The sequence below is a fragment of the Roseomonas sp. CAU 1739 genome, from assembly GCF_039839775.1.
Lineage (GTDB): Bacteria > Pseudomonadota > Alphaproteobacteria > Acetobacterales > Acetobacteraceae > Neoroseomonas.
The window spans coordinates 76852-103467 of record NZ_JBDOQQ010000010.1 but is presented as its reverse complement, the minus strand read 5'-3'; the positions used below and the strand labels follow the sequence as shown (position 1 = coordinate 103467).

Sequence of the window (26616 nt, the reverse complement as noted above, 5' to 3'; positions counted from 1 at the left end):
GATCGAGGGGTGGGAAGCGCCACCTATACAGGCCGTCGCCGCAGGCCGGAAGCCAGCGCGGGTGCCGGGTGTCACTTAAGATTTTACATGAAGATGCTGATCGAAGCCCAAGTATTCGAACTGCATCCCAATGCGAGGCGGCCAAAAAAGAGCGCCCGGTCAGGGGGGTGACCGGGCGCCGTATTTTATTCCGATCGGAATGGTCGGGCGAGCCGGCAGGGGAACCGGTTCTCGACCACCGGCATATTGGGTGCCGGTGAATGAACACTAGACCCGCACGCCGTTGAAGGCAAAAGGGAAATGCCACGTCTTGCGTGATGCGCGTCACCTGCGCCTTCCGCCATCGTTATTCCGCCGCCTGCGCGATGGACGCCAGACTGTTTCGCGCCGCGCGATGGTTTGCACAGGCCTGTCCGAAGGCGAGGAATATCGCGCGGCTGTCCGCGTCCTGTTCCCAATCGTATTCCGGGTGCCATTGCACGCCCATGGCGAAGGCGCTCGCACCCTCGACCCGCACGGCTTCCACCGTGCCGTCGGGCGCCCAGGCTTCGGCCACCAGGCGCGGCGCAAGCCGCTGCACCCCCTGGTTATGGAGGGAATTCACCGCGAGCCGCGCCGCGTGGCGCGACGGCGGCGTCAGGATCCGCGCGAGCGCGCCGTCCTTTTCGATCCGCACGCCATGCGCCTTGCCGGTGCGAACGCGCGGTATCGGCTGGTCGGACGGCGTGGAATGGTCCATCCGCCCCGGCAGGTCCTGGATGCGCTGGTCGAGGCTGCCGCCCAGCGCGACGTTCAGTTCCTGCATGCCCCGGCAGATCGCCAGCAGCGGCACGCCATGGTCGATGGCCGCGCGGATCAGCGGCAGGGTGGTGGCGTCGCGCTGATGGTCCTCGGGCGTGCCGTCGGCATGGGCCGGGCCATCATAATGGCCGGGCCACACATTCGAACGGCTACCGGTCAGGATCAGCCCATCGAGATGGGGCAGGAGTTCACCCGACAGATCCTCCCCGGCGGCGGGCAGCAGCACGGGCGTGCCGCGCGCAGGGCCGCGCACGACGCGGATATAGCTGTCGGACGCGGCGTGATTCGGCGTGCCGAAGATGCCGAACGGTTTCTGGCAACAGGAGATGCCGATCAACGGTCTCATGGAGAGGCAGACTCCCGCGATGCGGTGTCAGGATCAAGGCGTTCCGTGGAATTTTCGTGAAAAACGGAGCGTCGTTGCATGCGTGCCATGCGAAGGCTGCCTACGGAGATCGCTCGAAGCGATCTTCGTAGGCATTTTTCTGTGCCCTCGGGCGGCGGGCGCCACACAACCGCGCGGCTTTCCTTCGCGCCCTGGACTGGTGCGCGGGGGGGGGGTGGGTGGCGGACTGGGCGCGGTAGCGCTGTGCGCCCGCGGTGCGCGGCTGCGCCGCGACCCGGTTCGCGGTGTCAGCCCCCGCTCTGCGGCGCGCCCATGCCGCCGGGTTCGAAGAAGCGCGGATCGTTGAACTGGAACAGCCCGTCCGGGATGCGCAGGCCGGTTTCGATGCGGAACAGGCTGACGCGCGTTTCGCGGCGCTGCGGATCGACCACCGCCCATTGGCGGAGCTCCATCGGATCGGGGTTGAACACCAGCGTCAGCCGGCCTTCGCTCGGCTCGCTGGTGCGGTACATGGTCACCCGCAGGAACCCTCCGGACCGCTCGATGCCGGTGACGGTCACATCGCCGGACAGTCGAACCTCCCGCCGCAGCAGGATCGCCAGGGGGGTCTGACTGACCAGCAACGTCGTCGGCGCGCGAAGCTCCCGGTCATACATCAGGAACTGGCCGGCATAGGCGACCAGCAGCAGCGGCTCCGGCGGGTCGTACTCGAAGCGCATGCGCCCGGGGCGCGAGATCCAGGCGGTGCCCTCGACCGCGGCGCCATTCTGCGCGATCTGCAGGAAACGCGCGCGCAACGTCGTCAGCGCGTTCAGATAGGCTTCGACACGCGTCAGGTCGGCGCGGTCCCTTTCGGTCAGCGCGGCGGCGCCCGGCGCGGGTGGCGCCGGGGCGCGCTGGGCCAGCGCCGGGGTGGCGAGCAGGGCGGGGGAGAGCAGCAACAGGCGACGGTTCATGACGACAGCATGTGGTCCGTCGGGCCCATCGTTGGAACCCCTCTCAGCGCGGGGCGGCCTGGCGCGGCACGCCCATTCCCTGCGGCATGCCCTGCGGCATCTGCATGGTCTGGTAGCCCTGCGGGCGCTGGAACTGCGCCGGATCCTGCGTGCCGTAGGCGACGCGCACGGCTTCCATCTGGCCCTGCTGGCCCTGGGAACTGCCCTGTGCGCGCAGCATCACGCCATCGGCGGTGATGCAGGCCTCGCCGCTCTGGCTCTGGCCCTGGTAGCGCCAGACGGTGCAGTCGTTGCCGGCGATCTTCTCGGTGCCGCCGCGGGTGAAATTGGCGTTCTGCATCTCGCGCTGGATGCTGGCGGCCTGCTGCATCGGCACATCCATGATTGTGCGCATCGCTTCCATCACCATGAAGCCGCGCTGGTTCTGGTGGTCGGCGACCATGTAGCCGACGCCGCCGGGCATGGTCATGCGCATCAGCCGCTGGGCGGCCAGCCATTGCATGGTCATCTCGGCACCCTGGCCCTGGCCCTGGCCGCTGACGCGATAGGTCACGGCGACATCCCGCGTGGGGTAGATCTGCGGGCGGTCCTGCGCCTGGGCGGCGATCGGCAAGGCGGCAATCAGGGCTGCGGCAATGGTGATGCGCATGGTGGTCTCCTTTGGGCGGAGTGTGGCCCGACGAATGTGGCGCGGGGATGAACGGCTTCGCAGCATCGTGGCACGGAAATTCCAATCGCCCACGCAACGCCGCGCGATGACGCGCGTTGCACCCGCAGACATGACAGGAGGTTGATCATGATCCGCAAGTTTCCTGCTCTCATTGCGCTCGCCGCCGGCCTCGGCCTTGCGGCCTGCGGCAATTCCCCCGGCGAGCGGGCGGTCACCGGCGGCCTGCTCGGCGCCGGCACGGGTGCGGCCGTGGGCTCGTTTTCCGGCAATGCCGGCACCGGCGCGTTGATCGGCGGCGCGGTGGGCGCGGTCGGCGGCGCGGTGACGGCACCAGGCGTCCTGCGCTGACCGCAACGGCGCTGGCGGCCAGAACAAGGGCGGTGCGCGAGGAGCGCACCGCCCTTTTTTGTGGCCGCGTGCCTGGGGGGAGCCCGGAAGGCCGGGGTTGACCTGGTCGTGCAGGCATCGCGAAGGCAAGGTCGCGGGAGCAAACCCGCCCGAATCCCCGTCTTCGTCCGTCCGTCGGTGCCGGCGCCGGCGTGTCGCCGGCGGTGTTTGGTGGCCGCAAGACTGGCGGCGGGCAGCGACCCTGCAACGCGTTCACCACGCGACAACGCCGCCCGAGGGTGCATCCCTCGGGCGGCGTATCCAGTCCTGCGGTGCGACGCGCGTCAGCCGCGCGCGGCGTAGCTCACCACCGGGCGGGCCTGCAGGCTCTCCTTGGTGGCACCATTCAGGGTCCAGCGCGCGTTGTCGTCGGCAAAGCGCAGTTCGGAAAGCGGCACCGCCACCAGACGCGCGCCCATGCCCAGGAAGCCGCCGACCGACACCACGGCCACGGGCGCCGCACCGTCGCGCTGGATGATCAGGTCCTCGACCTCGCCAATCGACTGGCCCTGATCGTTGTAGATGTTCGCGCCGATAATCTTGCTGGCGCGGCTGCTCGGTCGGACCTCCTGCGTGGCGGCGGCGCGGGCCGGCTGCGGCGTCGCGGACCCGGTCGCCGAGGTCACCGCCTGGCCGGCACGTTCCAGCGCGCGGCCGACCGCAGTGCCGGGCGGATTGTTGCCGGTCCCGTCCGGGCTGGAGGGCTGGCCGGCCGCGCGGTCCGCTGCGCGACCCAGCGCGGTGGACGGCGGATTGCCTGGCTGGCCATCGGGAATGGTGCGCTGGCCGGTCGCGCGGTCGATCGTGCGCCCCACGGCGTCAGAGGGCGGGTTTGCGGCCGTGCCGTCGCGCGTCTGCGCGAAAGCAAGGCTCGGGCCCATCGCGATCACCGCGGCCAGCGCGGCGGGAAGCATGCGGGAAGTGTTGGTCATTGGCGGTTCTCCTGTGGCGTTGTCCCGGCTCGCGGCCGGTTGAATGGAGAACGTCCGCCACTGGCAGGGGTTTGCTCACATTGGCGCGAGTGCGGTGCAACCGGGCGAAGGGCGTGCAACCGAACCGTTCGCCCGTCCGTTCTCGTCACGGCCACCTTGAAAGCGGAGAACGACGATGGTCCGTATCTTCACCCTGCCGATCCCGGTGCGCACCACCCACGGACGCTGCCTGGCGCGGTTCGGCATTGAACCGGAGCGTGCGGGCGACCCATGGTGGGTCATCTATCGCGACACCCATGGGCGCTGGCTGACCGCCATGGTCGAAGGCGCGCTGCCGGCCTGAATGGCGACCGCTCGCGGCCCCAGGTGGCCGCGCGGCCGCCGCCGCGATTCAAGCGACGGTCTCTCACCCATGCTGCGGAGACCGTCCGGGCCCGCGCTTCATGGCTCGGGGTGCGCCGCAAGGCGTCGCGCGACACTCACGATCATGCACGACATCTGATCTGGGGCCGGCGCCATCCGCCCCCGGTCGCGGCGCGTGGCTTATTGTCGCTTGATCCAAGATGCGACGGCCTGGCCGGTGATGGCGCCGATGAGAGGGCCGGACCCGCTGCGCAACGCCAACGCCACCGCGTCGCGTACGGGATCGCGCTGCGTCACGGCGGCCAGCATCGTCTCCCGCAGCGCCCGCGCCTCCTCAGCGATCGGATCGACCCGGCGCCGCGCCATCAGCGCCAGCACGCCGGCAATGGCCAGGTCCCCCAACGCCACGATTCCGGCCGCGACGGCGATGCCGTGCTGCGGCGTCAGCTGGGCGATCACGGCGATATGCGCGGTGGCGACGGCGGCGACGCCGAAGGCAGCGGCCCCAGCGATCCATCCGGCACGGCGGGCGGTGCCGCCGACCTCCCGGCGCAGGCGGATGCCTTCCGCCTGCGCCGCCACGCCGAGCATCCGAAGGACGCGCATCGCGATTATCGCCGCATCAGCAGGCCGATGGCGAGGCCCGCCAGCACCGCCGCACCGACCGCCGCGAAGGGCTGTGCGCGCACCGTGCCGGCGAAGTTGTCGGTCTGGCGCCGCACGGTCTCCGAGGCGCCCTGGGCGAAGGCCTCCGCCTGTTCAGCCATGCCAGCGATGGCGGGGCTGACGCGGTCATTCATCAGCGTCTCAACCTTGGCGCGCAGGGCGGCGATCTCGGTCTCCGCTGCCTTCTTCGCGTCGCTGGCCAGGTCGGCCGCCTGGGTGGAAGCATTCGACATCGTCGGTCTCCTTCAAAGCAGTTCGAACACACAACGCCGTGCCGCGGATTGGGTTGCACGACGATGAAACCCCGCGGCGTGCAACCGCGTTCCCCTTCCGTCGCAATGCGGGAGACATCGATGCCGTCTGAACCGGAACTGCCAACGAGGCCTGCGGCCCCGGGGCCCGATCCGCTGTGGCTGATCGCGGCGCTGATGGTGTTGGCGGCGCTGCATCTGGGGCGCGACGTGTTCATCCCGATGGCGCTGGCCCTGCTGCTGTCGGTCGTGCTGATCCCGCTGGCGCGCATGCTGCAGCGCCTGGGCCTGCCACGGCCGCTGACGGTGACGCTGCTGCTGTTGCTCAGCCTATCGGCGATCGGGGCGACCATGCTGCTGGTCATCTCGCAGGTGCTGACCCTCGCGGCCGACCTGCCGAACTGGGAGACCAACCTGCGCGCGAAGCTGCGCGCGGTGTCCGAAGGCTCCGGCGTACTCGATCGCGCCGCCGGCACGATACGCCGGCTGGCGGAAGAACTCGGCGGCGGCGCCACCACCTTCGCGCCGGCGGCCGCCGCCGCTGCGCCCGGCAGCGGCGGCGGCACGCTCGAGACGCTGCTCGACATGGCCGGCCTGGTGGTCGCGCCCGCCGCGTCGCTCGCCGTGGCGCTGCTGCTGATGGCCTATCTGTTGATGCAGCGGGAGGATGTGCGCGATCGCTTCCTGCGCCTTGCCGGCATGCAGGATCTCCATCGCACCACCCGCGCGATGGCCGACGCGACCGAACGCGTCGGCCGCTATCTGCTGATGCAGATGCTGCTCAATGCCGGCTTCGGGCTCGGCATGGGCGTCGGCCTGATGGCGATCGGCGTGCCCAATGCGCCGCTATGGGGCGTGCTGGCCTTCGTGCTGCGCTTCATCCCGTTCCTCGGCGCCTGGATCGCGGCCCTGCTGCCCTTCGTCGTCGCTGTGGCAACCGGCGCGGGGTGGACGGAACCGGTGCTGGTCATCGTGCTGTTTGTCCTGGTGGACGGCTTGATCAGCCACGTCCTCGAACCGCTGCTCTATGGGCGGACGACGGGCATCTCGCCCTTGGCGCTGCTGGTGTCCTCGGCGGTGTGGACGGTGCTGTGGGGTCCGATCGGGCTGCTGCTGGCACCGCCGATCACCGCCTGCCTCGCCATCCTCGGGCGCCATGTGCCGGCCTTCGGCTTCCTTGAGATACTGCTCGGCGATGGCGAGGCGCTGCCGGCGCCGCTGCGCTTCTACCAGCGCTACTTGGCCGAGGATGCCGAGGGCGCGCAGCAGATCGCCGAGGAATATGCCGAAGCCGAGGGCCTGCCGGCGGCCCTGCGCGACCTGGTGGTGCCGGCCATCGCGGCGCTGGCGGCCGATCGCGCCGCCGGCACCCTCTCGGCGCCGGCGGCACGGCACATGGCGGCCGACATCGCCACTCTCGCCGCCGCCCTGGCAGCCGAAACGGAGGTGTCGCAGGAAGCCGCCTGCATCCGCGCCGTGCCGGCAGCGGGTCCGGCGGACCGAGCCCTCGCCGCCACCGCGTTGGCGATGGCGCGGCTGCGCGGCTGGCGACCGGCGGCCGATGGCGAGATGGCGACCCTGGCGATCCTGTGCCTGTCCCAACCGGTTTCGGCAGCACGGCTTCGGCGTGTGCGGGCGGAGGCGCCGCGCGACGCCCGTGGCGTGATCGGTCTGGCGATGGAAGATGCCGCGGCGACGCAGCTGGCGCCGGTGATCGCGCCAGCGCCGGTGACGCGCAGCCTGGAGGCGATGTCGGCGCGGATCGGGCAGGCGCCCGTCGCGCGCGTCGAGACCACCGACGAGGACGACCTTCCGCTGGGATTCGGGGTTGCCGCGCCGGCCTGATGGGGCATGCGGGCGCTGGCGCCCGCGCCGCCTCGGCGAAGGCCGGCCAAGCGTGGCCGGCTCGGCAGGTGTCCGGGCGAGGTCCGGCCACGCCGGGGCGGCATCGACAAGACCCCGTCCAAGACGCGGCCCCTGAACGGCGAAAGGCCCGGCCCGCTTGCGCGGGACCGGGCCTTCATTGTTATCCAACCAGTGTCAGTCGGTGGCGCGGTCGATGGCGCGGCCGACGCGCTCGATCGGGCCATTGGGCGGGTCGACGGCGTCCCGCACATTCTGGGCGGCGCGATCGATGCGCTCCCCGGCGGTTTCGGCCGGCCCTTCATCACAGGCGATCAGAGGCAAGGCGAGCAGCAGGGCGGCGCAGGCGGCACGGATGATGGATGACATGGGATCTCCGAAACAGGGTGATGAAACGGCAACGCCCATCTCCCGCGCCGGTTGCGTGCGATCACGCCGCGCCGCGCAGCGTCGGCTCCGTCTCGCTGTGCTGCAGGGGGAAACGCACCGAGATGCGTGTGCCGCCGTCACCCGAAATCTCCGCGATGCCGCCGAGATGGCTCGCGAAGCCCTCGATCAGGCGCATTCCCAGGCCGTCGCCATCATCGCTGGGCTGGGTGTTGCGCATGCCGATCCCATTGTCCTCCACCACCAGATGGGCGCTGTCGTCCTCGACATGCAGGGAAATCGCGATGCGTCCCCGGCGCCCGTCGGGGAAGCCATGGCGCATGGCGTTGCTGACGGCTTCGGTCAGCAGCAGCGCGAGCGAGATGGCCTGGTCGGACCCCATCTCGACATCCTTGGCGTCGATCTCGATGTCGACCCCCGATTCAGGTCCGGCGCCCAGGGCATCGCCAAGTTGGCGCGACAATTCCTCGAGGAAGGGGCGCAGCGAGATGCGTTCGAAGGTCTGGTGCAGGTAGAGGTGGCGGTGCAGCGTCGCGAGCGCCTGAACACGGTCGCGCGCCACCGCGAACTCGACCTTCGCGGCCTGGCTGCGCAGCCGGTCCGCCTGGAGGCTCAGCAGAGACGCGACCACCTGCAGGTTGTTCTTCACGCGATGATGGATCTCGGCCATCAGCAGGTCGCGCTGGTGCAGCGCGCTGGTCAGTGCCGCCTCGCGGTCCTGCAGCGCGCCGGCGGCGGCCAGCAGCGCGCGGTCCAGGTCGCGCACCTCGCGCGGGCCATGGGCGTGCGGGTCCGGTTCGAAGGCGCGGCCCGGCGCCCAGTCGCGCACCCGCGCGGCAAGCCGCCGCAGCGGCCGCGAAACACCGAGTTCGACGCCGACCAGGATCGCGAAGACGCAGGCGGCCAGGAACAGGCTCAGTTCTAGCAGGCGCTGCGCGAAGACGCTCCAGGCCGCCTGCTGCATCTGCTGCATCGCGACGCCGGCCAGCAGCCGCAGCCCGGGGTCGAGTGTCACGATCGACCAGGCATGCAGCGTCCCGTCGCGCGCGTTGCCGAGCAGCGACATCTCGGGCGAGGCGAGCATGCGGGCCAAATCGGCCGGGGGGGGAAGCGATCGGGCGCGGGCGGAACCGAGCGGCAGCATCGAGCCATCGGCATCGAGCAGCCAGACATCGTGTTCCCCCGAAAGGGTCGGGGCGCGATCGCCGCGCAGGAAGAAGTCGAGGTAGAGGCTGCCGCCGACGATCGCCCGCAGCCGCCCTTCGGCATCCAGGATCGGTGCCGCGCCCGGCAATACGGCGCGTTCGCTGATCATGCCTATGGTGAACTGGCCGACCACGAATTGCCGGCTGGCCTGGATGTCGCGGACATAGTCGAGCGAGGCGTAGTCGCCGCCGCGCGGTGCGGGCAACCCGCTGCACAGCAGCGTCCCATGGCCGTCCAGGATCCAGAAGTTCGAATAGCGATCCGGGGCGAGGGCGCGCACCTCGGCGAGCTCGCTATCGCAGGCCTCGGGCGGCAGTTCGAGCAATTGCGGCCGATTGGCGAGATTCGTCAGGAGTTCCCGCAACCCATCCACCGCGGCACCGTGGCGCGCCGCCGCGACCTCCCGAAGGATGACCGCGTCGCGCAGGCCGCTGGCGCCGGCGGTGCGGAAGGCGGACCATGCATTGCTTGTCGCGATGCCGGCGATCGGGATGGTGGCCGCCGCCACCAGCGCAAGAAGCCGCCCCCGGACACCCCCGAACACCTGCGTCCAAACGCGGCTGGGTCGGGGCGGCTGTTCGCCGCCGCCGGTCACTTCCGGCGGTCCCGCTCGATCAGCTGGAGCAGTTCCGGCGGGATAGGTTCCCGCGCCACATCATCGAACATCTGGTGCAGGCCGCGCCGCAGCCAGATGTCGAAGGCAGCGTCGGGAACGGCCTTCTTGGCGCCGCGACCACGCGCGGCGCCGGTCCTGCCGTCCACCTTGTCCTTCCTTTCGTCGTCAGGCTGGCCCATCACATCCCATGCCAAACCACCGGGGTCGCCGTGTCGGCGTGCCTCACATCACGCGCGACACTACGCGGGGCAGGCACCGAAGCGCCAGCGCCACGACGCCGCTTGGCGGCCCGACCGTTATCGTCGCGGCCCAGAAGGCGCGCTTCAAGCGTGCAGCGCGCCCGGAACACGCGGCACTTTGCCGTGCCGACAGCGCAATTCATGGCCGCCGCGACGTCCTCGTAAGACATGCCCTGCACCGTCACCATCACCAGCGCCATCCGCTGGTCGGCCGGCAGCTTGGCCATCTCGGCGCGTAGTTCACCCAGTGCGAGGCTGTCTTCCTGGCTGGCCGGCCGGGCGAAGGCCTCGGCCGGAGCGTCGTCCATGTCCATGGTGTCGCGCAGGCGCCGGCGGTCCGAGATGAAGCGATTGCGCAGGATGCGGTACATCCAGGCGCCGAAATTCGTGCCGGGGGTGAAACTCGCCTGGGCGGCGAGCGCATTGGTGACCGCGGCCTGGACGAGATCGTCGGCATCCGAGCGGTTGCGCGTCAGGGACAGGGCCTGCACACGCAGTTTCGGGAGCAACGCGACCAGCGCGTCATGGAAGGACAGGCCGCGGTCGCTCGCGACGGAAGCCTGGTCGGAGGTGTCGAGGTCGATGCTCATGCCGGACAAACGCTTCGCGCGACAGGACGGTTGCATGGTTAGTATCACAAAATCGTGATATCTGCCGGGCAGCGCGCATGCAACCGTCGCGCTCTTCGCTGCGTTGTCCTCGTCATGCGGTCGTCTGACATGTCCGAGCCGGCGCCGGGCCTACGAACGCGCGACGAAATCGCGCGCCAGGGTGGCGCGCGCGCGGGACACGCGCGCCTTCACCGTCCCCTCGGGCACGCCGGCGATCGCGGCCGCCGTGGCGATGTCCAGCTCCATCGCCGCCACCAGGATCAAAGCCTCCCGCTGGCTGGGCGGCAGGGTTGCCATGGCGGCCTGCAGGTCGTGCAGTGCATCGCGGCCGGCCTGCACGGGCGCCGCCACCTCGGGCGGTGGCAGGGTCGCCAGGCTGCGTTGCTCGACCCGCTTGCGCCGCTGCTGGTCAACGAACAGGTTGCGCAGCAGACGGAAGGTCCACGCCCGCAGATCGGTGCCCTCCGCCCAGGCGTCCTGTCGTTCCAGCGCGCGCAGCATCGTGTCCTGCACGAGGTCGTCGGCACGGGCGACATCGCGCGCCAGGAACCGGGCGAAGGCCCGCAACTGCGGGACGAGCGCGACGATGGCCTCGCGATATCCCTCGCAGTGCTGTTTCATGCGCCGTGCCGGTGCGCGTCTACCATCTCCATGACCATAGGCCTGTTCCAGAAGGTGCCAAGATGAACGCGATCCATCCGTCGGAGTTGCTTCGCGCGCTTCCCTATGTGCGGCGATATGCGCGCGCGCTGACCGGGGCGCGTGACAGCGGCGATGCGCTGGTCGCGGCGGCGCTGTCCGCGCCGCTGCCCGACGTGGCGCCGCGTCTCGCGCTGTATGCGGCGGTCGCCCGCACGGCAACATCCACGCAATCCTCCACGGGGCCGGATCCGCTGCAACGCAACCTGCTGCTGCTGACCGCGCTCGAGGACCTGACGGTCGAGGACGCCGCCGTCATCCTCGACATCGACCGCGCGGAGGCCGAGGCGGAACTCGAGCGCGGTCGCGCCGCGTTGCGGGCGACCGCGGCGACCGACATCCTGGTCATCGAGGACGAGCCGATCATCGCACTCGACCTCAAGCGCCTGGTCGAGACGTGCGGGCATCGCGTCGTCGGCGTTGCCGCGAGCGAGGCGGCGGCGCTGCGCCTGGCGATGGAAAAGCGGCCCGGCCTGATTCTCGCCGACATCAACCTCGGCCGCGGCGGCGACGGCAGCAACGCGGTGGCGCGGATCCAGCAGGCCATGACGGTGCCGGTCATCTTCGTCACCGCCTATCCCGAACGGTTGCTGACGGCCGAGGGCGTCGAGCCCGCCTTCATCATCAGCAAGCCGTTCGAGCCGCTTGCGCTGGCCATCGCGACCTACCAGGCCGTGAATGGCGGCCGCGTGCCGGTGGCCTGAGGCGCGCGCCATCACGCTGCGGCGATCGGTGGCAACCGGCCGCAGGCCCCGCCGTTCCCCCATCGAGGCCGCCACCCCGGCGGCCGGCATGCAGGAGAACGCCATGAACAGCGACACCATCGCCGGCAACTGGAAGCAACTGATGGGCAAGGCGAAGGAGCAATGGGGCAAGCTGACCGACGACGATCTGACGGTCATCGAGGGCAAGCGCGACCAGCTCGTCGGCCGGGTGCAGGAACGCTACGGCATCGCCAAGGACAAGGCCGAGGCAGAGGTCGCGGCCTGGGAACGCAGGATGTGACCTGAGGCGCCGAGCCTTCAGACATGATGGACGCCGCCGGGGCAACCCGGCGGCGTTTCGCTTTTTCGTGCAACCGGCAATGGTGCCTCCGCGTTGATCTGCCACGAACGCAAGTGGAGAGACACCATGCTCTATTGGACCCTGATCTTCCTGGTCGTCGCCATCGTCGCCGGTGTGCTCGGCTTCGGCGGCATCGCGTCCGCCGCCAGCGGCATCGCGAAGGTGCTGTTCGTGGTCTTCCTGGTCCTGTTCCTGGTCTCGCTGATCGCAGGGCGCAGCTTCGCAGGCTGACCGGGCGCTCCTGAAACGGCACCGCGCCTCGGCCGGGGCGCGGGGTCTGCCGCCAGCATTCCGGCTTCCAACAGTGGTGATGCATGGCAGACGAGACCACCGCCGAGGCACCGGAAGGCCAGCCCGGCACCTCGGACCTTCGCGGCTTCTGGCGGTGGGTGCGCGCCTGGCTCGTCGCGCCGGATCGCGGCAACGCCCGATGGCTGATCGCCGGCGTCGTCGCCATGACGCTGGCACAGGTGCTGGTCCAGATCCGGTTCAACACCTGGAACCGCGACTTCTTCGATGCGCTCGACAAGCGCAATGGCGAGGCCTTCCAGTACCAGATTATGGTCTTCCTGGTGCTGGCCGGCCTGTCCATGGCGGCCGCGGTCTATCAACTCTATCTCAAGCAGCTGCTGCAGCTTGCGTGGCGGGAATGGCTGACGCGCCGGCTGACCGACGCTTGGCTGCACGACAGCCGGCAGTACCAGCTCGAGGCCGGGGCGGCCGAGGCCGACAATCCCGACCAGCGCATCTCCGAGGATGTGCGCATCGCCGCCGACCTCTCGATCGACTTCCTGCTCGGCATCCTGGTGTCGGTCAGCATGCTGGTCGCCTTTGTCGGCATCCTGTGGTCGCTGTCCGGCCCGCTCGACATCGTGCTGGGCGGCATGAACATGCACATCCCCGGCTACATGGTCTGGGCGGCGGTGCTCTATGCCGGCGTCGGGTCCGGGCTGACCTGGCTCGTCGGGCGGCCGATGGTGCGCATCCAGGTGCGCCGCACCACCGCCGAGGCCGATTTCCGCTTCGGCCTGACCCGCGCGCGCGAGAGCGGCGAGAGCATCGCGCTGATCCGTGGCGAGGCGGATGAACGGCGCGGAATCGACCGCCTGTTCGGGCAGGTGCGCGGCGCCTGGCGGGACCTGATGCGCAGCCAGCGCAACCTGATGTGGCTGACCAGCGCCTACGGCACGCTGGCGATGATCTTTCCCACCGTGGTCGCCTCGCCCGCCTATTTCGCGGGGGCGATGTCGTTGGGTGTGCTGATGCAGGTGGGCGCGGCCTTCGGCCAAGTGCAGGCGGCGCTGAACTGGTTCGTCGACCGCTTCCCCAACATCGCCGAGTGGCGCAGCGCCGTCTCCCGCCTGGTTGCCTTCCAGGACGCGCTGGACGACCTCGAGGCGCTCGCCGCCGATCCGTCCCAGCCGACCATCGTCATGGAGGAGATCGCCGAGGGCGAGCCGGAGCGGCTCGAGCTCGATGAGCTGGAGATCGCCTTCGCCGACGGCACCACGGTGATCGCCGGCGCTTCCGCGGTGATCGAGCCGGGTGAGCGCGTGCTCATCAAGGGTGAATCAGGCACCGGCAAATCCACCATGTTCCGCGCCATCGGCGGGCTATGGCCCTGGGGCGGCGGGCGAATCGTGATCCCGCCGCGCGATGCTATGGCCTTCCTGCCGCAGCGTCCCTACCTGCCGCTCGGCACGCTGTCCGGCACGCTGTGCTATCCGGCGCCGGCCGAATCCTTCGAGAAGGTGACGCAGGTCGAGGCGCTGGAACTGGTCGGGCTTGGCGAACTCGCCGAGCGGCTGGACGAGGAACAGCGCTGGGACCGCGTGCTGTCGCTGGGCGAACAGCAGCGCCTGGCGATGGCGCGGCTGCTGCTGCAGAAGCCGAGGTGGATCTTCCTCGACGAGGCGACCGCGGCACTCGACGAGCCGAACCAGGACGCGATGATGACGCTGCTGACCGAATCGCTGCCCGATGCGGCGATCATCTCGATCGGCCACCGCCCGGGTCTCGAAGCGTTCCACACCCGCACGCTGACGTTGGAAAAGCGCGAGGGCGGCGCCCGCTTCCGCCGCGCGGCGCCGCGCATCGTCAGCGAGAGGACGAAGCGGCGGCGGCAGCGCTTCCTCGGCGGGCGCGTGTCAGTCTGAACAACGGAGCGCGGAATGGGAGGGGCGTCGCCCCTTTGGAGCACTCCACCAGAGGCCGGTGGGCTTTTGGAAACCGATACCTGGCGAACAGCATTGCGGACGGTCGTGCAGCCGGTCGGTCAGTGCCGTGCAAGGGCGATCTTCGTGTCTGGCGGCGGCCTTCTGCCAACAGCACGAGTCATTGATTCGTGCCGAGACCGCGAAGGCGGCCCGCCGGTAGTCCAGCGTCTGGGGGCAGGCCGAAGCCGATGCCAACGGGCGAAGAATTCGGCCGTTGGCATCATGCGTCGTTCCCGGGGGCCGGGATCGACAGGTAGGCCAGGAGCCGCGCTTCCAGCCTGCCGCGCGATACCGTGTCGAGGATCAGGCCACATGCCACCGACAACGCGGACAGAATGGCCAATCCGGTCGCCAGCAGCGCGGTCGGCAGCCGCGGCACCAGGCCGGTCTCGACATAGGTCGCGAACAGCGGCACCGCGAGGAGCAATGCCAGCGCCAGCATGGCCGCGCCGCTGCCGGCGAAGAAGGCGAGCGGACGTTCCCGCTGCACCAGCAGCAGGATGGTGCGCAGGATGCGGATGCCGTCGCGCCAGGTGTTCAGCTTGCTGACCGACCCCACCGGCCGTTCCTTGTAGCGCGTGCGCACTTCGCCCAGCGGCAGGCGCAGTTCCAGCGCATGGACGGTGAATTCCGTCTCCGTCTCGAAGCCCGAGGCGAGGGCAGGGAAGGACTTCACGAAGCGGCGGGAGAAGACGCGGTAGCCCGACAGCATGTCGGTGATCCGGTCGCCGAAGATGCGCCGCACCATCCCCGTCAGCACGCGATTGCCGAGGCGGTGGCCGGGGCGATAGGCATGGCCGGCATCGGCTTCGGTGACACGCACGGCGGTCACCATGTCGAGCTGGTCGGCCAGCAGCAGGCGCACCATCTCGGGCGCCGCGGCAACCTCGTAGGTGTCGTCGCCATCGACCAGGACATAGGCGTCGGCCTCGATGTCGGCGAACATCCGCCGCACGACATTGCCCTTGCCCTGCAGCGACTCGGTGCGGACCACGGCGCCGGCTTCAGCCGCGACCTCCCGCGTGCGGTCCTTCGAATTGTTGTCGTAGACGTAGACCACGGCGTCCGGCAGCGCCTCGCGGAAGGCGGCAACCACGCGCGGGACCGCGATTTCCTCGTTGTAGCAAGGGATCAGCACGGCAACCCGTCGCCGCGCCGCCGCCCCAACCGGATGTTCCATTGCCGCCATGCCGTGATGCCCGCCGATTCGTCGTTGCATCACTGCCCGATACAGCGCGCCTCGGCCAGCACCACGTCTCCGCGAAGGCCAACAAGGCCGTCGGCAGGAAGGACAAAGCGGAAACGGCCGCCCTGCTGCGGCTCGGCCGCGGGGGTGGCGTCAAGCCTTTCGGCGCCGGGTGCGAGCACCTCGCCAACCCGGCAGCCTGCGCCGAAATCAAGAAGTGCCGCCCCGTCCACGCGCAGGCCGCGACGGCCGGCGCTGACCAATCCGCGGCCGGCCGCCTCGCACAGCCGACGCGTCGGCCCGGCATGGCGCAGCGGTGGCGGCGAATCGGCACGTCCATCACGCGCCAGCGGGCAGACCAGAGGGCCGGCGCCGGCGGGCGACCAGTTGGTACAGATGCGCCGGCAGCCTTCCGTCACCGGCGACAGGCCATGCGAGGCAAGCAGGCCGAACCCCTGCCCATCGCCCGGCGCGACGGCATAGAGCGGCGCCGCCCCGTCGCGCAGCGCGGCGAGGGCGGCGCGGTCGCGCGGCCCGCCGACCTCGGCAATGCCCGTCAGGCTCCACAGCGGGACCTCCGGCGGCAGGCCGATGGCGAGGAAGGCCGTCGGCTTGGCCGTGCCGAGCACCGTGGCGCCAGGGGCGAGCGCCGGCCAATCCACCGCCAGGTAGAGATCGCCGAGCGGGGCGCGCAGCGCCGGTACCGGCTTGGTCAGCGGGAAGGCGACCATCACGGCGACCGCGGCGGCGGCAAGCGCGGCGCGCGCCGACAGGGCGGTCAGCGCCGCGATCAGCAGGGCGGGTGCCAGCGCCTCCAGCACGAAGGCGTAGCGGTAGATCGAGAAGATCGGCAGCCACAGCGCATAGCCCGCCAGCAGGAAGGCTGCGACGGGCAGCGCGCCGCGCCGCGCCGGGGCGCCGCGCAGGAAGGGCAGCGCCAGCGCCGCCAGCAGCCCGGCGGCGAGGCGCGGGTCGCGCATGCGTTCCTCGGTGACGCGAGGGATGTCCGACACGGCCCAGAGGAAGGGGCGGATCAGCGCCTCGGTCAGCGTGGCGGGCATGAATTGCAGGTCTCGACCCGCGCGGGGAATGCCCTCCCCGGTGTCGAACAGCTCGTTGAAATACGGGAACAGCGGGTTGCCGGTCGCCGCAGCCAGATGCGCCGCCCACCAGCCGCCCGTCGCGACCATGCCGGCCAGCCCGCCCAGCGCGCAGGCCAGCAGCGCGGCCGGCAGCCGGCGGTCCAGGCCGAGGCGCGCCGCGACCATCACCGCGATCGCCGGCGCGAAGGGCGCGTTGGTCAGTTTCAGCCCGATCGCCGCCCCGCAGGCGAGCCCAGCCAACGCCGCCGCCCGCCACGGATGCCCCACGGCCGGCCGCAGCAGCGCCAGCACGCCCAGCAGCACCAGCCCGCCTGTGACCACATCGCCCGAGGTCGTGCCGACCTGGCTGCGGAACACCGCCCCGCCCGCGGTGCCGACCGCCGCCAGCACGGCCAGCCACTCCGCCGCCGGTGCGCCCGCCAGCATGTGCCGTGCGCAGCGCCAGGCGACCCACAGCACGGCGCCGGCCGGCAGCCCCATCAGGAAGGCGATCAGGCGCGGCCAGTCATTCAGCCGCCACAGCAGCCAGCCGAAGGGAATATCGGGCAGCGGGTTGTGGAAGCCCTGCATGCCTGCCGGCAGCAGGTCGAATGGCCGGTCCACGAACAGCCGCCAGGGCGCATAGACATGGTAGTTCTGCGCATCCCAGCCGCGATCCGCGCCCATCACCATCGAGGCGACGCCGCAGGCAAGCATCAGCAGGGCGAGAACCGGCAGGCCCGATTGAACGGCCAGCAGCCGTGTCGCGCCTGCCATCCGGCCTGCCGGCGTGGACCCGGGCGTCAGCATGGCATGGCGAAGCGGGATCCGGCCGGCATGTCCATGGTCACGCGCGACGGAAGACGACGGTCAGGTTGTTCGCCGGCATGGCCGTGACCGTCGGCGGACCGAAGCCGCGCGAACCGGCGAGGGCGGCGACCGCCTCGAGGTCGCGCACGCCCCAGGCTGGATCGCGGGCCCGCAGGTCGGCATCGAAGGCGGCGTTGGACGGCGCGGTATGCGCCCCGCCCTGGCGGTAGGGGCCGTAGAGGATCAGCGGCGCGCCGGGCGGCAGGATCGCCGCCGCGCCGCGCATCAGCCCCTCGGTGGCCGCCCATGGCGCGATGTGGATCATGTTGATGCAGACCACCGCATCGGCGGTGGCCAGGGGCCATGCCGGCGCCGCGGCATCGAGCGCGAGCGCCGGGCGAATGTTGGCCAGGCCGGATTCGGCGGTCCAGGCGTCGATGCTGGCGCGCGCATCGGGGTCGGGGTCGCTCGGTTGGAAGGTCAGGTTGGGCATGGCGGCAGCGAAGTGGATGGCGTGCTCGCCGGACCCGCTTCCGATCTCCAGGACCAGGCCGGTGGCGGGCAGGTGACGGCGCAGCGCGTCGAGGATCGCGTCGCGGTTGCGGGCGGCGGCGGGGGCGAAGCGGCGCGGGTCGGGGCTGGTCATGACGCATGGCATCCCGCGACGCCGCCGTGCTGGCAAGCGCTTCGAGGCCCGGCGCCAAGGAATCGTGGTCCGGGGGCCCGCCGGCCCCTGGCAGGGTGGTCCGGAGGGACGGCGTCCCTCCGGCCTTCGGTCAATCCAGCCGGATCCCCCGCGCCCGCACGATCGTTCCCCAGGTCTCGGTCTCCGCCGCCAATTGCCGGCGGAAGGCGTCGGGCCCTTCGGTGCGGATCTCGGCACCCAGCCCCGCCATGCGCGCCGCCATCGCCGGTTCCGCCAGCACCTGCCGGAAGGCGCCATACAGCCGCTGGATCGCCGCATCCGGCGTGCGCGCCGGCGCCAGCGTGCCCTGGCCGATGCCGGCATCCCAGGCCGGCCAGCCGAGCTCGCGGAAGGTCGGCACATCGGGCAGGTCCGGCAGCCGGTTCGGGCCGGTGACGGCGATGGCGCGCAAGCGGCCATCCTTCACGAAGGGCAGCACGGCGGTCGCGCCGTTGACGATCAGCTGGCTCTCATTCGTCACCGCCGCCTGGATGCCGATCATGCCGCCCCGGTAGAAGACCTCGGTGACGGTGCCGCCCCAATGCTGGGCGACGACGAGCAGCGTCAGGTGGTTCAGCGCGCCGACGCCCGAATGGGCGAAGTTGATGCGGCTGGGCTCGGCCTTCACCAGGGCCGCGAGTTCAGCGCCATTCTGCGCGGGTACCGAGGGATGCACCGCCATGATGTAGGGCGCGAAGGTCAGCAGGGTGATCGGCGCGAGGTCGGTCGCGGGGTCGTAGGGCAGGCGCGCGAACAGGGATGGCCCCGCGGTCAGGATGCCGGTGTCGGTCAGCAGGATGGAGGTGCCGTCGGGCGGTGATTTCGCGACATTGTCGGCGCCGAGATTGCCCGCCGCGCCGCCGCGATTGTCGATCACCACCACCTGGTTCAGCACGCGCTGCAATTCCGGCTGCAGGATGCGCGCGAGGATGTCCGACGACCCGCCGGGCGGGAAGGGCACGACGATCCGCAGGGGTCGGTCCTGCGCCGCGGCGTGTCCGGCAAGCAGCAGCACCGGCGCGGCCAGCAGGGAACGGCGTGTCGTCATGGTCGTGTTCCTCCCATCTCCGCGTCGAGGGCGCGGATGATTCCGGCGATATACCCCGTGGCATAGGCACGGCTGCGATGGCCCCAGACGGTGTCGTCGGCCACATGCGGCACATGATCGTCGATGACGAAGCCGTCGAAGCCGGCATCGCGCAGCACGCGCAGCACGGCGACGGGATCGACGGTGCCCTCGTCGATGAAGGCCTCCGCGAAGCGGGGCAGGACGCCGGCGACGGAACGCAGATGGACGTAGTGGATACGCCCGGCCTTCGCGAAGCGCGCCAGGGCGGCCATCATTGGTGCGGCGCCGGCCTCGGCGAAGGTGCCGGTACAGAAGGCGATGCCATGGTTCGGGCTGTCGGCGAAGGACATGGCGCGGGCGAAGGCGGCCTCGTCGCGGAAGATGCGGGCGACGCCATCCAGCACGGGCACGGGCGGGTCGTCGGGATGCAGGGACAGTTTCACGCCCGAGGCTTCGGCGACGGGCAGCACCGCGGTGATGAAGCGTTCCCAATTCGCCCACATGCGGGCATCGTCGCGCGGCGGCAGGGTGCCGGTGGCGACCTTGCTGCCGATCGCGTCGTCATAGGCGGTGATCAGCGCCCCGCCGCGGCCATGCGCCGCCTTGGCGGTGCGCCAGACGCCATCGGGGATCCAGTTGTAGCCGAGCACCGGAATGCCGGCCTGGCCCATGGCGCGGATCGTCGCCTTGAAATCCTCGATCTGCTCCTCCGCACCGGGCAGGCCGAGCATCGCCTTGTCGATCAGGTTGCGTGGCACGCCCTCGATGCAGTCGAGCGTCAGGCCATGGGCTTCGACGGCGGCGCGCATCTGCGCGAGGTCGAGGGCCGACCAGCGTTTCGTCGGCGCGCGCGGCCCGGCGGCGGCGGTGAATTCCTTGTTGAGGAAAGCCACCCAGGCCGGGCTGTCGAGGTCGGGCTTGTTGACCGTGACGCCGGCGCAGCCGATCTGGCGCGCGAAGGCAAGGTCGGCCTGGGTCAATTCCCGGAATTGCCCGGCAAGGACGCGCATTGGACTGGTTTCTCCCGTCAGGATTTTATCTAATCGTGTCGATATGACAAAATCAAGCGCCGTAACCAACGAGGATGCCGTCACTGCCCGGCTCCGCCGGCTGATCGTGGATGGGGCGCTTGCGCCCGGTGCGAAGCTGACCGTCTCGGCACTTGCAGCGCGGTTGGGTGCCGGGGCGACGCCGGTGCGCGCCGCGCTGAAGCTGCTGGAGGGGGAGGGGCTGGTCGAGGCGCTGCCCTATCGCGGCGCCCGCGTCCGGGCGCTGGCGACCGAGGACATCCGCAACATCTATCGGCTGCGTGCCGCGGTGCTGGGCGTGCTGGTCCCCGATGTGGTCCGTCACGTCTCGAATGCGGAGCTGGATGCCCTCGACGCGCTGGAGGCGCAGTTCGAAGCCGCGGTGGAAGCCGGCGACGGGGCGGGCGCGATGGCGGTCAACCAGGCCTTCCATCGCGCGCTTTTCGCCACCGCGCGCAATCCGGATGCGGCGGCGGTGATGGAGCGCAGCTGGGCGCTGGTCGAGGCGCTGCGCCTGCGTCTCGGCTTCGGTCCCGGTCGCCTGGCACGGTCGGTCGAAAGCCACCGCGCCCTGCTCGCCGCGCTGCGGGCACGCGATGCGGTGCGTGCGACGGCATTGGTCATCGCGTCATCGGATGCGGCGATGGTCGATCTGCTCGCGCGCGCGGCGGCAACCGGCGCCTGACCGGCGGCGTTGGCGGAAGGCATGACCAACAAGGCCCCGGCGCTGCTTTCGGGCGGCAATCCGCAGATTCCGAAAGGCGAGGGCGATGGCCCCGTCCAGGCCTATATCGCCGCCATGCCCGGGTGGAAGCGGGCGGTCGGGCGACGGCTCGATACGCTGATCGGACAGATCGTTCCGGATGTGCGCAAGGCGGTGAAGTGGAACACGCCCTTCTACGGCCTGGGCGATGACGGCTGGTTCCTCGGCTTTCATTGCTTCACCCGATACGTGAAGATCACCTTCTTCCGCGGCGCCGTGCTGCACCCGATGCCCCCGGTGCCTCGAAGCAGCCCGGCGTGCGGTATTACGACGTCCATGAGCACGAGCCCGTGGATGAGGCCCGGCTTTCGGCCTGGATCGAACAGGCCAGCCGGCTGCCGGGCGAGCAATCGTGACGGGAGGAGGCAGCATGACGGAAGCGGGCGACGGGGAGGCTGCCTCCCGCCTGATCGATAGGCGGATCGCCGAACTGGGCGACTGGCGCGGCGAGATTCTGGGCCGCATCCGCGCCGTGATCCATGCCGCCGACCCCGAGGTGGTCGAGACCTGGAAATGGCGGGGCGTCCCAGTCTGGGAACATGCCGGCATCCTCTGCACCGGCGAAACCTACAAATCCGCCGTGAAGATGACGTTCGCCAAGGGCGCGTCGCTGGCAGACCCATCCGGGCTGTTCAATGCCAGCCTGGAGGGCAGCACCAGGCGGGCCATCGACTTCCATGAAGGCGATGGGATCAACGAGGCGGCCTTGAAGGCGCTGATCCGCGCCGCCATCGCCCTGAATACCGCGAAGAAGCGGCGCTGACGCCCCGCCCTGCGCATTCGCGCCGGCCGGTGTAGGCTGGCCGCCGCAACCACCAGACGGGAACACCACCAGCCCATGAGCGACACCAAGATCGGTACCGGCGCGGAAGCCTCGCCGGGCCAGTACATCCAGGTCCACTACACGGGCTGGCTGTTCGACGCCGAAGCCCCGGACAACAAGGGTGCGAAGTTCGACAGCAGCCGCGACCGCGGCCAGCCTTTCGAATTCCAGCTCGGCGTCGGCCAGGTCATCGGTGGCTGGGACCAGGGTTTCGCCGGCATGAAGGTGGGCGGCGAGCGCACGCTGATCATCCCACCCGAACTCGGCTACGGCGCCCGCGGCGCTGGCGGGGTGATCCCGCCCGATGCGACACTGATCTTCGAGGTCGAACTGCTCGGCGTGAGCTGAACGCCAAGCCCGGATCGTGGCCGGGCCGCGATCCGGGAACGGGGGGCGCGTCCACGCCGCGGATTTGGCGCACACCGCCACGGCGCGACGTTCACGCGCTGGCACCGCCCCAATCGGATCGCGGCCCTGCCGCGGTCCGCGAGCGCACGGCGCGACCGCGCCCAGGCAACCCGCCGCGCCCAACGCGCCAGTGCAGGGCGCGCAAGCCCAGGCCCGCGGATGCGGGCCGCCCGGCGCTTGAGGGCCACACAAAGACTCAAGCCTTGCGAAGCAAGGCCACCATCCCGACAATGGCGGGATGGCCTTCCCGCTTGCCCTGACCGACGCCGTCGATCCCTCCTTCGCGGAATTGCTCGCGCTCCGCCCCCATCTGTCCCTGCACGTCATGGACGGGCTGGTGATGGAGGACGTGCCCCTCGCCCGCATCGCGGCTGAGGTCGGCACCCCTGCCTGGGTCTATTCCGCCGGCGCGCTGCGCCGCCGCGCCCGCGCGCTGAAAGCCGCGCTGACCGGCGCCGGCCTGACCGCGACGGTGCATTTCGCCATGAAGTGCAACGACAACCTCTCGGTGCTGAAGGTGCTCGCCGCCGAGGGCCTGGGCGCCGACGTGGTCAGCGAGGGCGAGTTGCGCATCTCGCGCGCCGCCGGCATCCCGGCCTCGGCCATCGTTTTCTCCGGCGTCGGCAAGACGGCGGATGAGATCCGCCACGCGATCGCCGAGGACATCTTCCAGATCAATGCGGAAAGCGCGGAGGAGATCGAGATGATCTCCGCCATCGCCGCGCAGATGGGCCGCACCGCCCGCGTCGCCATCCGCGTGAACCCGGATGTGGACCCCAAGACCCACGCCAAGATCACCACCGGCAAAAGCGAGAACAAGTTCGGCGTCGCCATTCCGGACGCCATGGCAATCTACGCCCGCATGGCGGCACTGCCGGGCATCGAGCCGATCGGCATCGCAACGCATATCGGCAGCCAGATCACCGCCGGGATGACGGCCTATCGCGCCGCCTATGCGCGCCTGGCCGAGATGGTGAAGGCGCTGCGCGCCCAGGGGCTGCCGGTGCAGCGTGTCGATTGCGGCGGCGGGCTCGGCATTTCCTATCGCGATGAACCCGCGCCGTCGCCGGAGGCGCTGGCCGGCGCGATCCGGGCGTCCCTCGGCGAACTCGGCCTGCCGGTTATGCTGGAGCCGGGACGCTGGATCGCCGGGCCGGCCGGCGTGCTTCTTGCTTCGGTCGTGCTGCAGAAGCAGGGCGCGGCCCACCGCTTCGTGGTGGTGGATGCGGCGATGAACGACCTGGTGCGGCCGGCAATGTATGAGGCGTGGCACGGCATCGTGCCGCTGTCGGCCGCGCGCGCCGCTTCCCCGCTGTCCCCAGCCGAGGTGGTCGGCCCGGTCTGCGAGACCGGCGACACCTTCGCCCGCGGGCGGCTGCTGCCATCGCTGGCGACCGGGGATGCCGTCGCCTTCCTCGATGCGGGTGCCTATGGCGCGGTCATGTCATCCACCTACAACGCCCGGCCCCTGGCGGCCGAGGTGCTGGTGGATGGGGACCGCTTCGCGGTGGTGCGGGAACGTCAGACGCATGACGCGCTGCTGCATGGGCAGCGCGTGCCGGACTGGCTCGCGACGTGAGCGCGTCGGTGGAGTTGGAGGGGCGCCGCCCCTCCAAACCACCCCGCCAAAGGCCTGGGGCCTTTGGAATGCCGGCTTCTGGCTCCGGACATGATCGTCGGTTCCGGTCTTCGCTGCCCCCTCGGGTGGCGAGGCGGCAGAGGTCATCCATGACCGGCCACGGTGCCCAACGCCAAAATACCGCATTCCAAAGGCCCGTTGGCCGACGGGCCTCAACCGCGTTGCTTTGCAACGCGATTGGGAACCGGTGGTGGGGGAGGTCCGGAGGGGGCAACGCCCCTTCCGGCTTGCAACTCCCTGCAGCCCAGGAGCGCGCCGCATGACGCAGCTCACCCGCCGCACCCGCCTCGCGCGCCTTGTCCTGTGGTGGGAAGCCGCCTGGCCGGCGCTGTGGCCGCCACTGGGCGTCATCGGCGTCTTCCTGCTGGTCGCGCTGTCGGGCCTGCCCTTGGTCCTGCCGGCCGCGCTGCACACGTTGATTCTGCTGGGCTTCGCCGCCGCACTCGGCTGGGCCGGCTGGCGCGCGGTGCGGATGCTGGCGCTGCCCGGCACCGCGGCGGCGCAGCGGCGGTTGGAACGGGATTCCGGCCTTTCGCACCGGCCGATCGCCACATTGGGAGACAAGCCGACAGGCGACGACCCGGTCGCCCATGCGCTGTGGGAAGCGCATCGCCGCCGCGCGGCGGAACGGATCGCGGCGCTGCGCGTGGCAGCTCCAAAGCCCGGCCTTGCCAGGCGGGACCTGCGCGCCTTGCGCGGGGGGCTGGTGGTAGCGCTGGTCTCGGCCCTGGTCATCGCCGGACCGGAAGCGCCGGAACGCGTTCGCCGTGCCCTGGTGCCGCATGTGGCCGGCGCCGCCCTGCCGGCCACGCCATCCGTGCGGCTGGAGGCCTGGATCACCCCACCGGCCTATACCGGCGCGGCGCCGGTCTTCCTCGACCCCGCTGGCGGGTCGGTCGTGGTGCCGGCGGGCAGCCGGTTGCAGGTGGCGGTATCCGGCGGTGCCGGCGGGGTGCCCGACCTGGTGCTGGATGGCACGGCGACGCCGTTCCGGACCCTCGATCGCGCCTCCTTCGCTGCCGAGGCCGTGCTGGATGCGGGCGCGCGGCTCGCGGTGCGGCGGGACGGATCGGACATTGCCCAATGGAGCCTGACGGTGCGCGCCGATGCACCGCCCGTGGCCAGCTGGGACCAGGCGCCGGCGCGCGCGCAGCGCGGCCTTGCCATCCGGTTGCCCTGGCGGGCCGAGGATGATTGGGGTCTCGCCACGCTGCGCGTCGAACTGCGCCTGAAACTGCGGCCGGAGGCCGAGCCGGTGGTGCTCGACCTGCCGCTGCCGCCGGGCAGCCCGCGCAGCGCGCATGGCGCCGGCCAGCCTGACCTGTCGGCCCATCCCTGGGCGGGGCTAGAGGTCGAGGCGCGGCTCGTCGCGCGCGACCATGCCGGCCAGGAGGGCCGCAGCGAGGGCGCCTTCCTGGAACTGCCCGAACGGTCCTTCACCCATCCGGTGTCGCAACTGCTGATCGCGCTGCGCAAGGCGCTGTCGGTGGACCCGTCCGGCCGCGAGCCTGCGCGGCAGGAACTGGACCGCATCGCCGGCGCCCCCGAAGCCTTCGAGCACGACACCGGCACGTTCCTCGCCCTGCGCAGCGCCCGGCACCGGCTGCAGCGTGACCGCCGCCCGGCGGCCATCGCCGAGGTGCAGGAAACGCTATGGGACATCGCCGTCGCGCTAGAGGAAGGGCGCACCGACCGCACCGCCCGCGCCCTGGCCGCGGCGCGGGAGGCGCTGCGGGAGGCGCTGGAGGAAGCCCGCCGCAACCCGGAACAGCGCACCGACGAACAGCGCGCCGAAACCGAACGCCGCATCCAGGAGTTGCGCGAGGCGATCCGCCGCCATCTGGAAGCCCTGGCCGAACGCCTGCAGCGGGAGAATGCCGAGGCGCTGCCCTATGACCCGCAGCAGCGGCTGATGGACCAGCGCGAGCTGGACCGCCGCACCCGCCGCATGGAGGAAGCCGCCCGCCAGGGCCGCACCGAGGACGCGCAGCGCGAATTGGCCGAGTTGGAGGAAATGCTCCGCGCGCTGGAGGAAGGCCGCAACATGCGCGCCGAGGACCGCCAGCGGCAGCAGCAGCGCCAGCGCGGCCAGCAGCAGATGGGCGCGGTGCAGGACATGGTGCAGCGCCAGGCCCAGATGCTCGACCGCGGTCACCAGCGTGCCGAGCAGGCCGACCGGGACCGCGCCCAGCAGCGCCGGCAACAGCAGACCTTCACCTGGCCGCCGCGCCCGCCGACGTCGCAGGACGCCCAGCCCACCCCGCAGCAGCAGGCGGAGGCGCAGCAGGATGCGCGCATCCAGCGGGCTCTGCGGCGCGCGCTGGGCGAGCTGATGCAGCAATTCGGCGACCTGACCGGCGACGTGCCGCAGCAGCTCGGCGAGGCCGACCGCGCCATGCGCGATTCCGCCGAGGCCCTGCGCGACGGCCGTGACGCCCGCGAGAACCAGCAGCGGGCGATCCGCGCGCTGACCGAAGGCGGCCGCCAGATGGCCCAGCAGATGCAGCGTCAGTTCGGCCAGTCCCAGCCCGGCGAGGGCGAGGAGGAAGGCGAAGGCGAGGGCATGGCTGGCGGCGAGCAGGGCGGCGAAGGCCAGGACCAGGCGCAGCAGCAGGGGCCGGGGCGCGATCCGCTCGGCCGCCGCACGCGGGAACAGACGGGCGGGCAGGACAATGCCTCCGACACGCGCGTGCCGGATGAGGCGGAGCTGCTGAAGACCCGCCGCATCCAGGAGGAATTGCGCCGCCGCGGGGCGGAGCGGGAAAGGCCGCCGGCGGAACTGGACTATATCGACCGGCTGCTGCGGCAATTCTGAGCGCGGATTGGCGGGCTGGGCGCTTGGTTCCTGC

General features: G+C 70.8%; 29 protein-coding genes. 13 read left to right on the top strand and 16 right to left on the bottom strand.

Annotated elements, in window-relative coordinates; translation table 11 throughout:
• Positions 1-346 precede the first annotated feature (346 nt).
• From AAFN86_RS17135 to AAFN86_RS17125, 3 genes are all read right to left on the bottom strand, one after another.
• A complete protein-coding gene (locus tag AAFN86_RS17135) occupies positions 347-1147 on the bottom strand; it encodes a gamma-glutamyl-gamma-aminobutyrate hydrolase family protein (RefSeq protein ID WP_347544580.1) in 801 nt (266 codons plus the stop codon).
• 287 nt (positions 1148-1434) lie between these two features.
• A complete protein-coding gene (locus tag AAFN86_RS17130) occupies positions 1435-2103 on the bottom strand; it encodes an outer membrane lipoprotein carrier protein LolA (RefSeq protein WP_347544579.1) in 669 nt (222 codons plus the stop codon).
• 43 nt (positions 2104-2146) lie between these two features.
• Entirely contained in the window at positions 2147-2752 is a 606-nt protein-coding gene (locus AAFN86_RS17125) for a DUF4412 domain-containing protein (RefSeq protein ID WP_347544578.1), read from the bottom strand.
• 147 nt (positions 2753-2899) lie between these two features.
• On the opposite strand from AAFN86_RS17125, the gene AAFN86_RS17120 reads away from it, so the two are divergent.
• Positions 2900-3121 carry a YMGG-like glycine zipper-containing protein gene (locus AAFN86_RS17120; RefSeq protein WP_347544577.1) on the top strand — a complete coding sequence of 74 codons (222 nt, stop codon included), beginning with the start codon at positions 2900-2902 and terminating at the stop codon, positions 3119-3121.
• 323 nt (positions 3122-3444) lie between these two features.
• On the opposite strand, the gene AAFN86_RS17115 is transcribed toward AAFN86_RS17120, so the two are convergent.
• Positions 3445-4092 carry a PRC-barrel domain-containing protein gene (locus tag AAFN86_RS17115; protein WP_347544576.1) on the bottom strand — a complete coding sequence of 216 codons (648 nt, stop codon included), beginning with the start codon at positions 4090-4092 and terminating at the stop codon, positions 3445-3447.
• Positions 4093-4267: 175 nt separating this feature from the next.
• Between AAFN86_RS17115 and AAFN86_RS17110 the strand changes: the two genes are divergently transcribed.
• Positions 4268-4435, top strand: a complete 168-nt coding sequence (locus AAFN86_RS17110) for a hypothetical protein (RefSeq protein WP_347544575.1) — start codon at positions 4268-4270, stop codon at positions 4433-4435.
• A gap of 200 nt (positions 4436-4635) precedes the next feature.
• Here the strand turns inward: AAFN86_RS17110 and AAFN86_RS17105 are convergent, their stop codons facing one another.
• A complete protein-coding gene (locus tag AAFN86_RS17105; RefSeq protein WP_347544574.1) occupies positions 4636-5061 on the bottom strand; it encodes a hypothetical protein in 426 nt (141 codons plus the stop codon).
• Positions 5062-5066: 5 nt separating this feature from the next.
• Positions 5067-5354, bottom strand: a complete 288-nt coding sequence (locus AAFN86_RS17100; RefSeq protein ID WP_347544573.1) for a hypothetical protein — start codon at positions 5352-5354, stop codon at positions 5067-5069.
• A gap of 120 nt (positions 5355-5474) precedes the next feature.
• Here AAFN86_RS17100 and AAFN86_RS17095 point away from each other — a divergent pair, with 120 nt between their 5' ends.
• Positions 5475-7217: an AI-2E family transporter gene (locus tag AAFN86_RS17095; protein ID WP_347544572.1), complete on the top strand. Its 1743-nt coding sequence runs from the start codon at positions 5475-5477 to the stop codon at positions 7215-7217.
• A 195-nt stretch (positions 7218-7412) separates the two neighbouring features.
• Here the strand turns inward: AAFN86_RS17095 and AAFN86_RS17090 are convergent, their stop codons facing one another.
• The 5 genes from AAFN86_RS17090 to AAFN86_RS17070 all read right to left on the bottom strand — a co-directional run bounded on the left by AAFN86_RS17090 (position 7413) and on the right by AAFN86_RS17070 (position 10915).
• Complete coding sequence (locus tag AAFN86_RS17090; RefSeq protein ID WP_347544571.1) at positions 7413-7604, bottom strand: hypothetical protein; 192 nt, start codon at positions 7602-7604, stop codon at positions 7413-7415.
• 61 nt (positions 7605-7665) lie between these two features.
• Positions 7666-9372 carry a sensor histidine kinase gene (locus AAFN86_RS17085; RefSeq protein ID WP_347544570.1) on the bottom strand — a complete coding sequence of 569 codons (1707 nt, stop codon included), beginning with the start codon at positions 9370-9372 and terminating at the stop codon, positions 7666-7668.
• Positions 9373-9419: 47 nt separating this feature from the next.
• The gene (locus tag AAFN86_RS17080) at positions 9420-9590 is read right to left on the bottom strand and encodes a hypothetical protein (RefSeq protein ID WP_347544569.1); all 171 of its coding nucleotides are present in this window, start codon (positions 9588-9590) and stop codon (positions 9420-9422) included.
• A gap of 32 nt (positions 9591-9622) precedes the next feature.
• Complete coding sequence (locus tag AAFN86_RS17075) at positions 9623-10273, bottom strand: sigma-70 family RNA polymerase sigma factor (RefSeq protein ID WP_347544568.1); 651 nt, start codon at positions 10271-10273, stop codon at positions 9623-9625.
• Positions 10274-10423: 150 nt separating this feature from the next.
• Positions 10424-10915: a sigma-70 family RNA polymerase sigma factor gene (locus AAFN86_RS17070; protein ID WP_347544567.1), complete on the bottom strand. Its 492-nt coding sequence runs from the start codon at positions 10913-10915 to the stop codon at positions 10424-10426.
• Positions 10916-10977: 62 nt separating this feature from the next.
• Between AAFN86_RS17070 and AAFN86_RS17065 the strand changes: the two genes are divergently transcribed.
• The 4 genes from AAFN86_RS17065 to AAFN86_RS17050 all read left to right on the top strand — a co-directional run bounded on the left by AAFN86_RS17065 (position 10978) and on the right by AAFN86_RS17050 (position 14214).
• The gene (locus AAFN86_RS17065; protein WP_347544566.1) at positions 10978-11697 is read left to right on the top strand and encodes a PhyR family response regulator anti-anti-sigma factor; all 720 of its coding nucleotides are present in this window, start codon (positions 10978-10980) and stop codon (positions 11695-11697) included.
• Positions 11698-11800: 103 nt separating this feature from the next.
• The gene (locus AAFN86_RS17060) at positions 11801-11998 is read left to right on the top strand and encodes a CsbD family protein (protein ID WP_347544565.1); all 198 of its coding nucleotides are present in this window, start codon (positions 11801-11803) and stop codon (positions 11996-11998) included.
• A 126-nt stretch (positions 11999-12124) separates the two neighbouring features.
• A complete protein-coding gene (locus AAFN86_RS17055; RefSeq protein ID WP_347544564.1) occupies positions 12125-12289 on the top strand; it encodes a DUF1328 domain-containing protein in 165 nt (54 codons plus the stop codon).
• 83 nt (positions 12290-12372) lie between these two features.
• The gene (locus AAFN86_RS17050; RefSeq protein WP_347544563.1) at positions 12373-14214 is read left to right on the top strand and encodes an ABC transporter ATP-binding protein/permease; all 1842 of its coding nucleotides are present in this window, start codon (positions 12373-12375) and stop codon (positions 14212-14214) included.
• Between the two features lie 280 nt (positions 14215-14494).
• On the opposite strand, the gene AAFN86_RS17045 is transcribed toward AAFN86_RS17050, so the two are convergent.
• The 5 genes from AAFN86_RS17045 to AAFN86_RS17025 all read right to left on the bottom strand — a co-directional run bounded on the left by AAFN86_RS17045 (position 14495) and on the right by AAFN86_RS17025 (position 20116).
• Positions 14495-15454, bottom strand: coding sequence for a glycosyltransferase family 2 protein (locus AAFN86_RS17045; RefSeq protein ID WP_347544698.1), 960 nt, complete (start codon positions 15452-15454; stop codon positions 14495-14497).
• 38 nt (positions 15455-15492) lie between these two features.
• The gene (locus AAFN86_RS17040; protein WP_347544562.1) at positions 15493-17319 is read right to left on the bottom strand and encodes a hypothetical protein; all 1827 of its coding nucleotides are present in this window, start codon (positions 17317-17319) and stop codon (positions 15493-15495) included.
• Positions 17320-17389: 70 nt separating this feature from the next.
• Positions 17390-17998 carry a DUF938 domain-containing protein gene (locus AAFN86_RS17035; RefSeq protein WP_347544561.1) on the bottom strand — a complete coding sequence of 203 codons (609 nt, stop codon included), beginning with the start codon at positions 17996-17998 and terminating at the stop codon, positions 17390-17392.
• 130 nt (positions 17999-18128) lie between these two features.
• Complete coding sequence (locus tag AAFN86_RS17030; protein ID WP_347544560.1) at positions 18129-19085, bottom strand: tripartite tricarboxylate transporter substrate binding protein; 957 nt, start codon at positions 19083-19085, stop codon at positions 18129-18131.
• The gene (locus AAFN86_RS17025; RefSeq protein ID WP_347544559.1) at positions 19082-20116 is read right to left on the bottom strand and encodes a mannonate dehydratase; all 1035 of its coding nucleotides are present in this window, start codon (positions 20114-20116) and stop codon (positions 19082-19084) included. Before AAFN86_RS17025 ends, AAFN86_RS17030 begins: the two co-directional genes overlap by 4 nt.
• Positions 20117-20159: 43 nt before the next feature.
• On the opposite strand from AAFN86_RS17025, the gene AAFN86_RS17020 reads away from it, so the two are divergent.
• The 6 genes from AAFN86_RS17020 to AAFN86_RS16995 all read left to right on the top strand — a co-directional run bounded on the left by AAFN86_RS17020 (position 20160) and on the right by AAFN86_RS16995 (position 26582).
• Entirely contained in the window at positions 20160-20819 is a 660-nt protein-coding gene (locus AAFN86_RS17020) for a GntR family transcriptional regulator (RefSeq protein ID WP_347544558.1), read from the top strand.
• A gap of 21 nt (positions 20820-20840) precedes the next feature.
• Positions 20841-21314, top strand: a complete 474-nt coding sequence (locus AAFN86_RS17015) for a DUF1801 domain-containing protein (protein WP_347544557.1) — start codon at positions 20841-20843, stop codon at positions 21312-21314.
• Entirely contained in the window at positions 21268-21660 is a 393-nt protein-coding gene (locus AAFN86_RS17010; RefSeq protein WP_347544556.1) for a DUF1801 domain-containing protein, read from the top strand. Before AAFN86_RS17015 ends, AAFN86_RS17010 begins: the two co-directional genes overlap by 47 nt.
• Positions 21661-21735: 75 nt before the next feature.
• Positions 21736-22068, top strand: a complete 333-nt coding sequence (locus AAFN86_RS17005; RefSeq protein WP_347544555.1) for an FKBP-type peptidyl-prolyl cis-trans isomerase — start codon at positions 21736-21738, stop codon at positions 22066-22068.
• Between the two features lie 298 nt (positions 22069-22366).
• Entirely contained in the window at positions 22367-23707 is a 1341-nt protein-coding gene (gene lysA / locus AAFN86_RS17000) for a diaminopimelate decarboxylase (protein WP_347544554.1), read from the top strand.
• Between the two features lie 319 nt (positions 23708-24026).
• On the top strand, positions 24027-26582 hold the full coding sequence (locus tag AAFN86_RS16995) for a TIGR02302 family protein (RefSeq protein ID WP_347544553.1): 2556 nt from the start codon (positions 24027-24029) through the stop codon (positions 26580-26582).
• Positions 26583-26616: the final 34 nt, after the last annotated feature.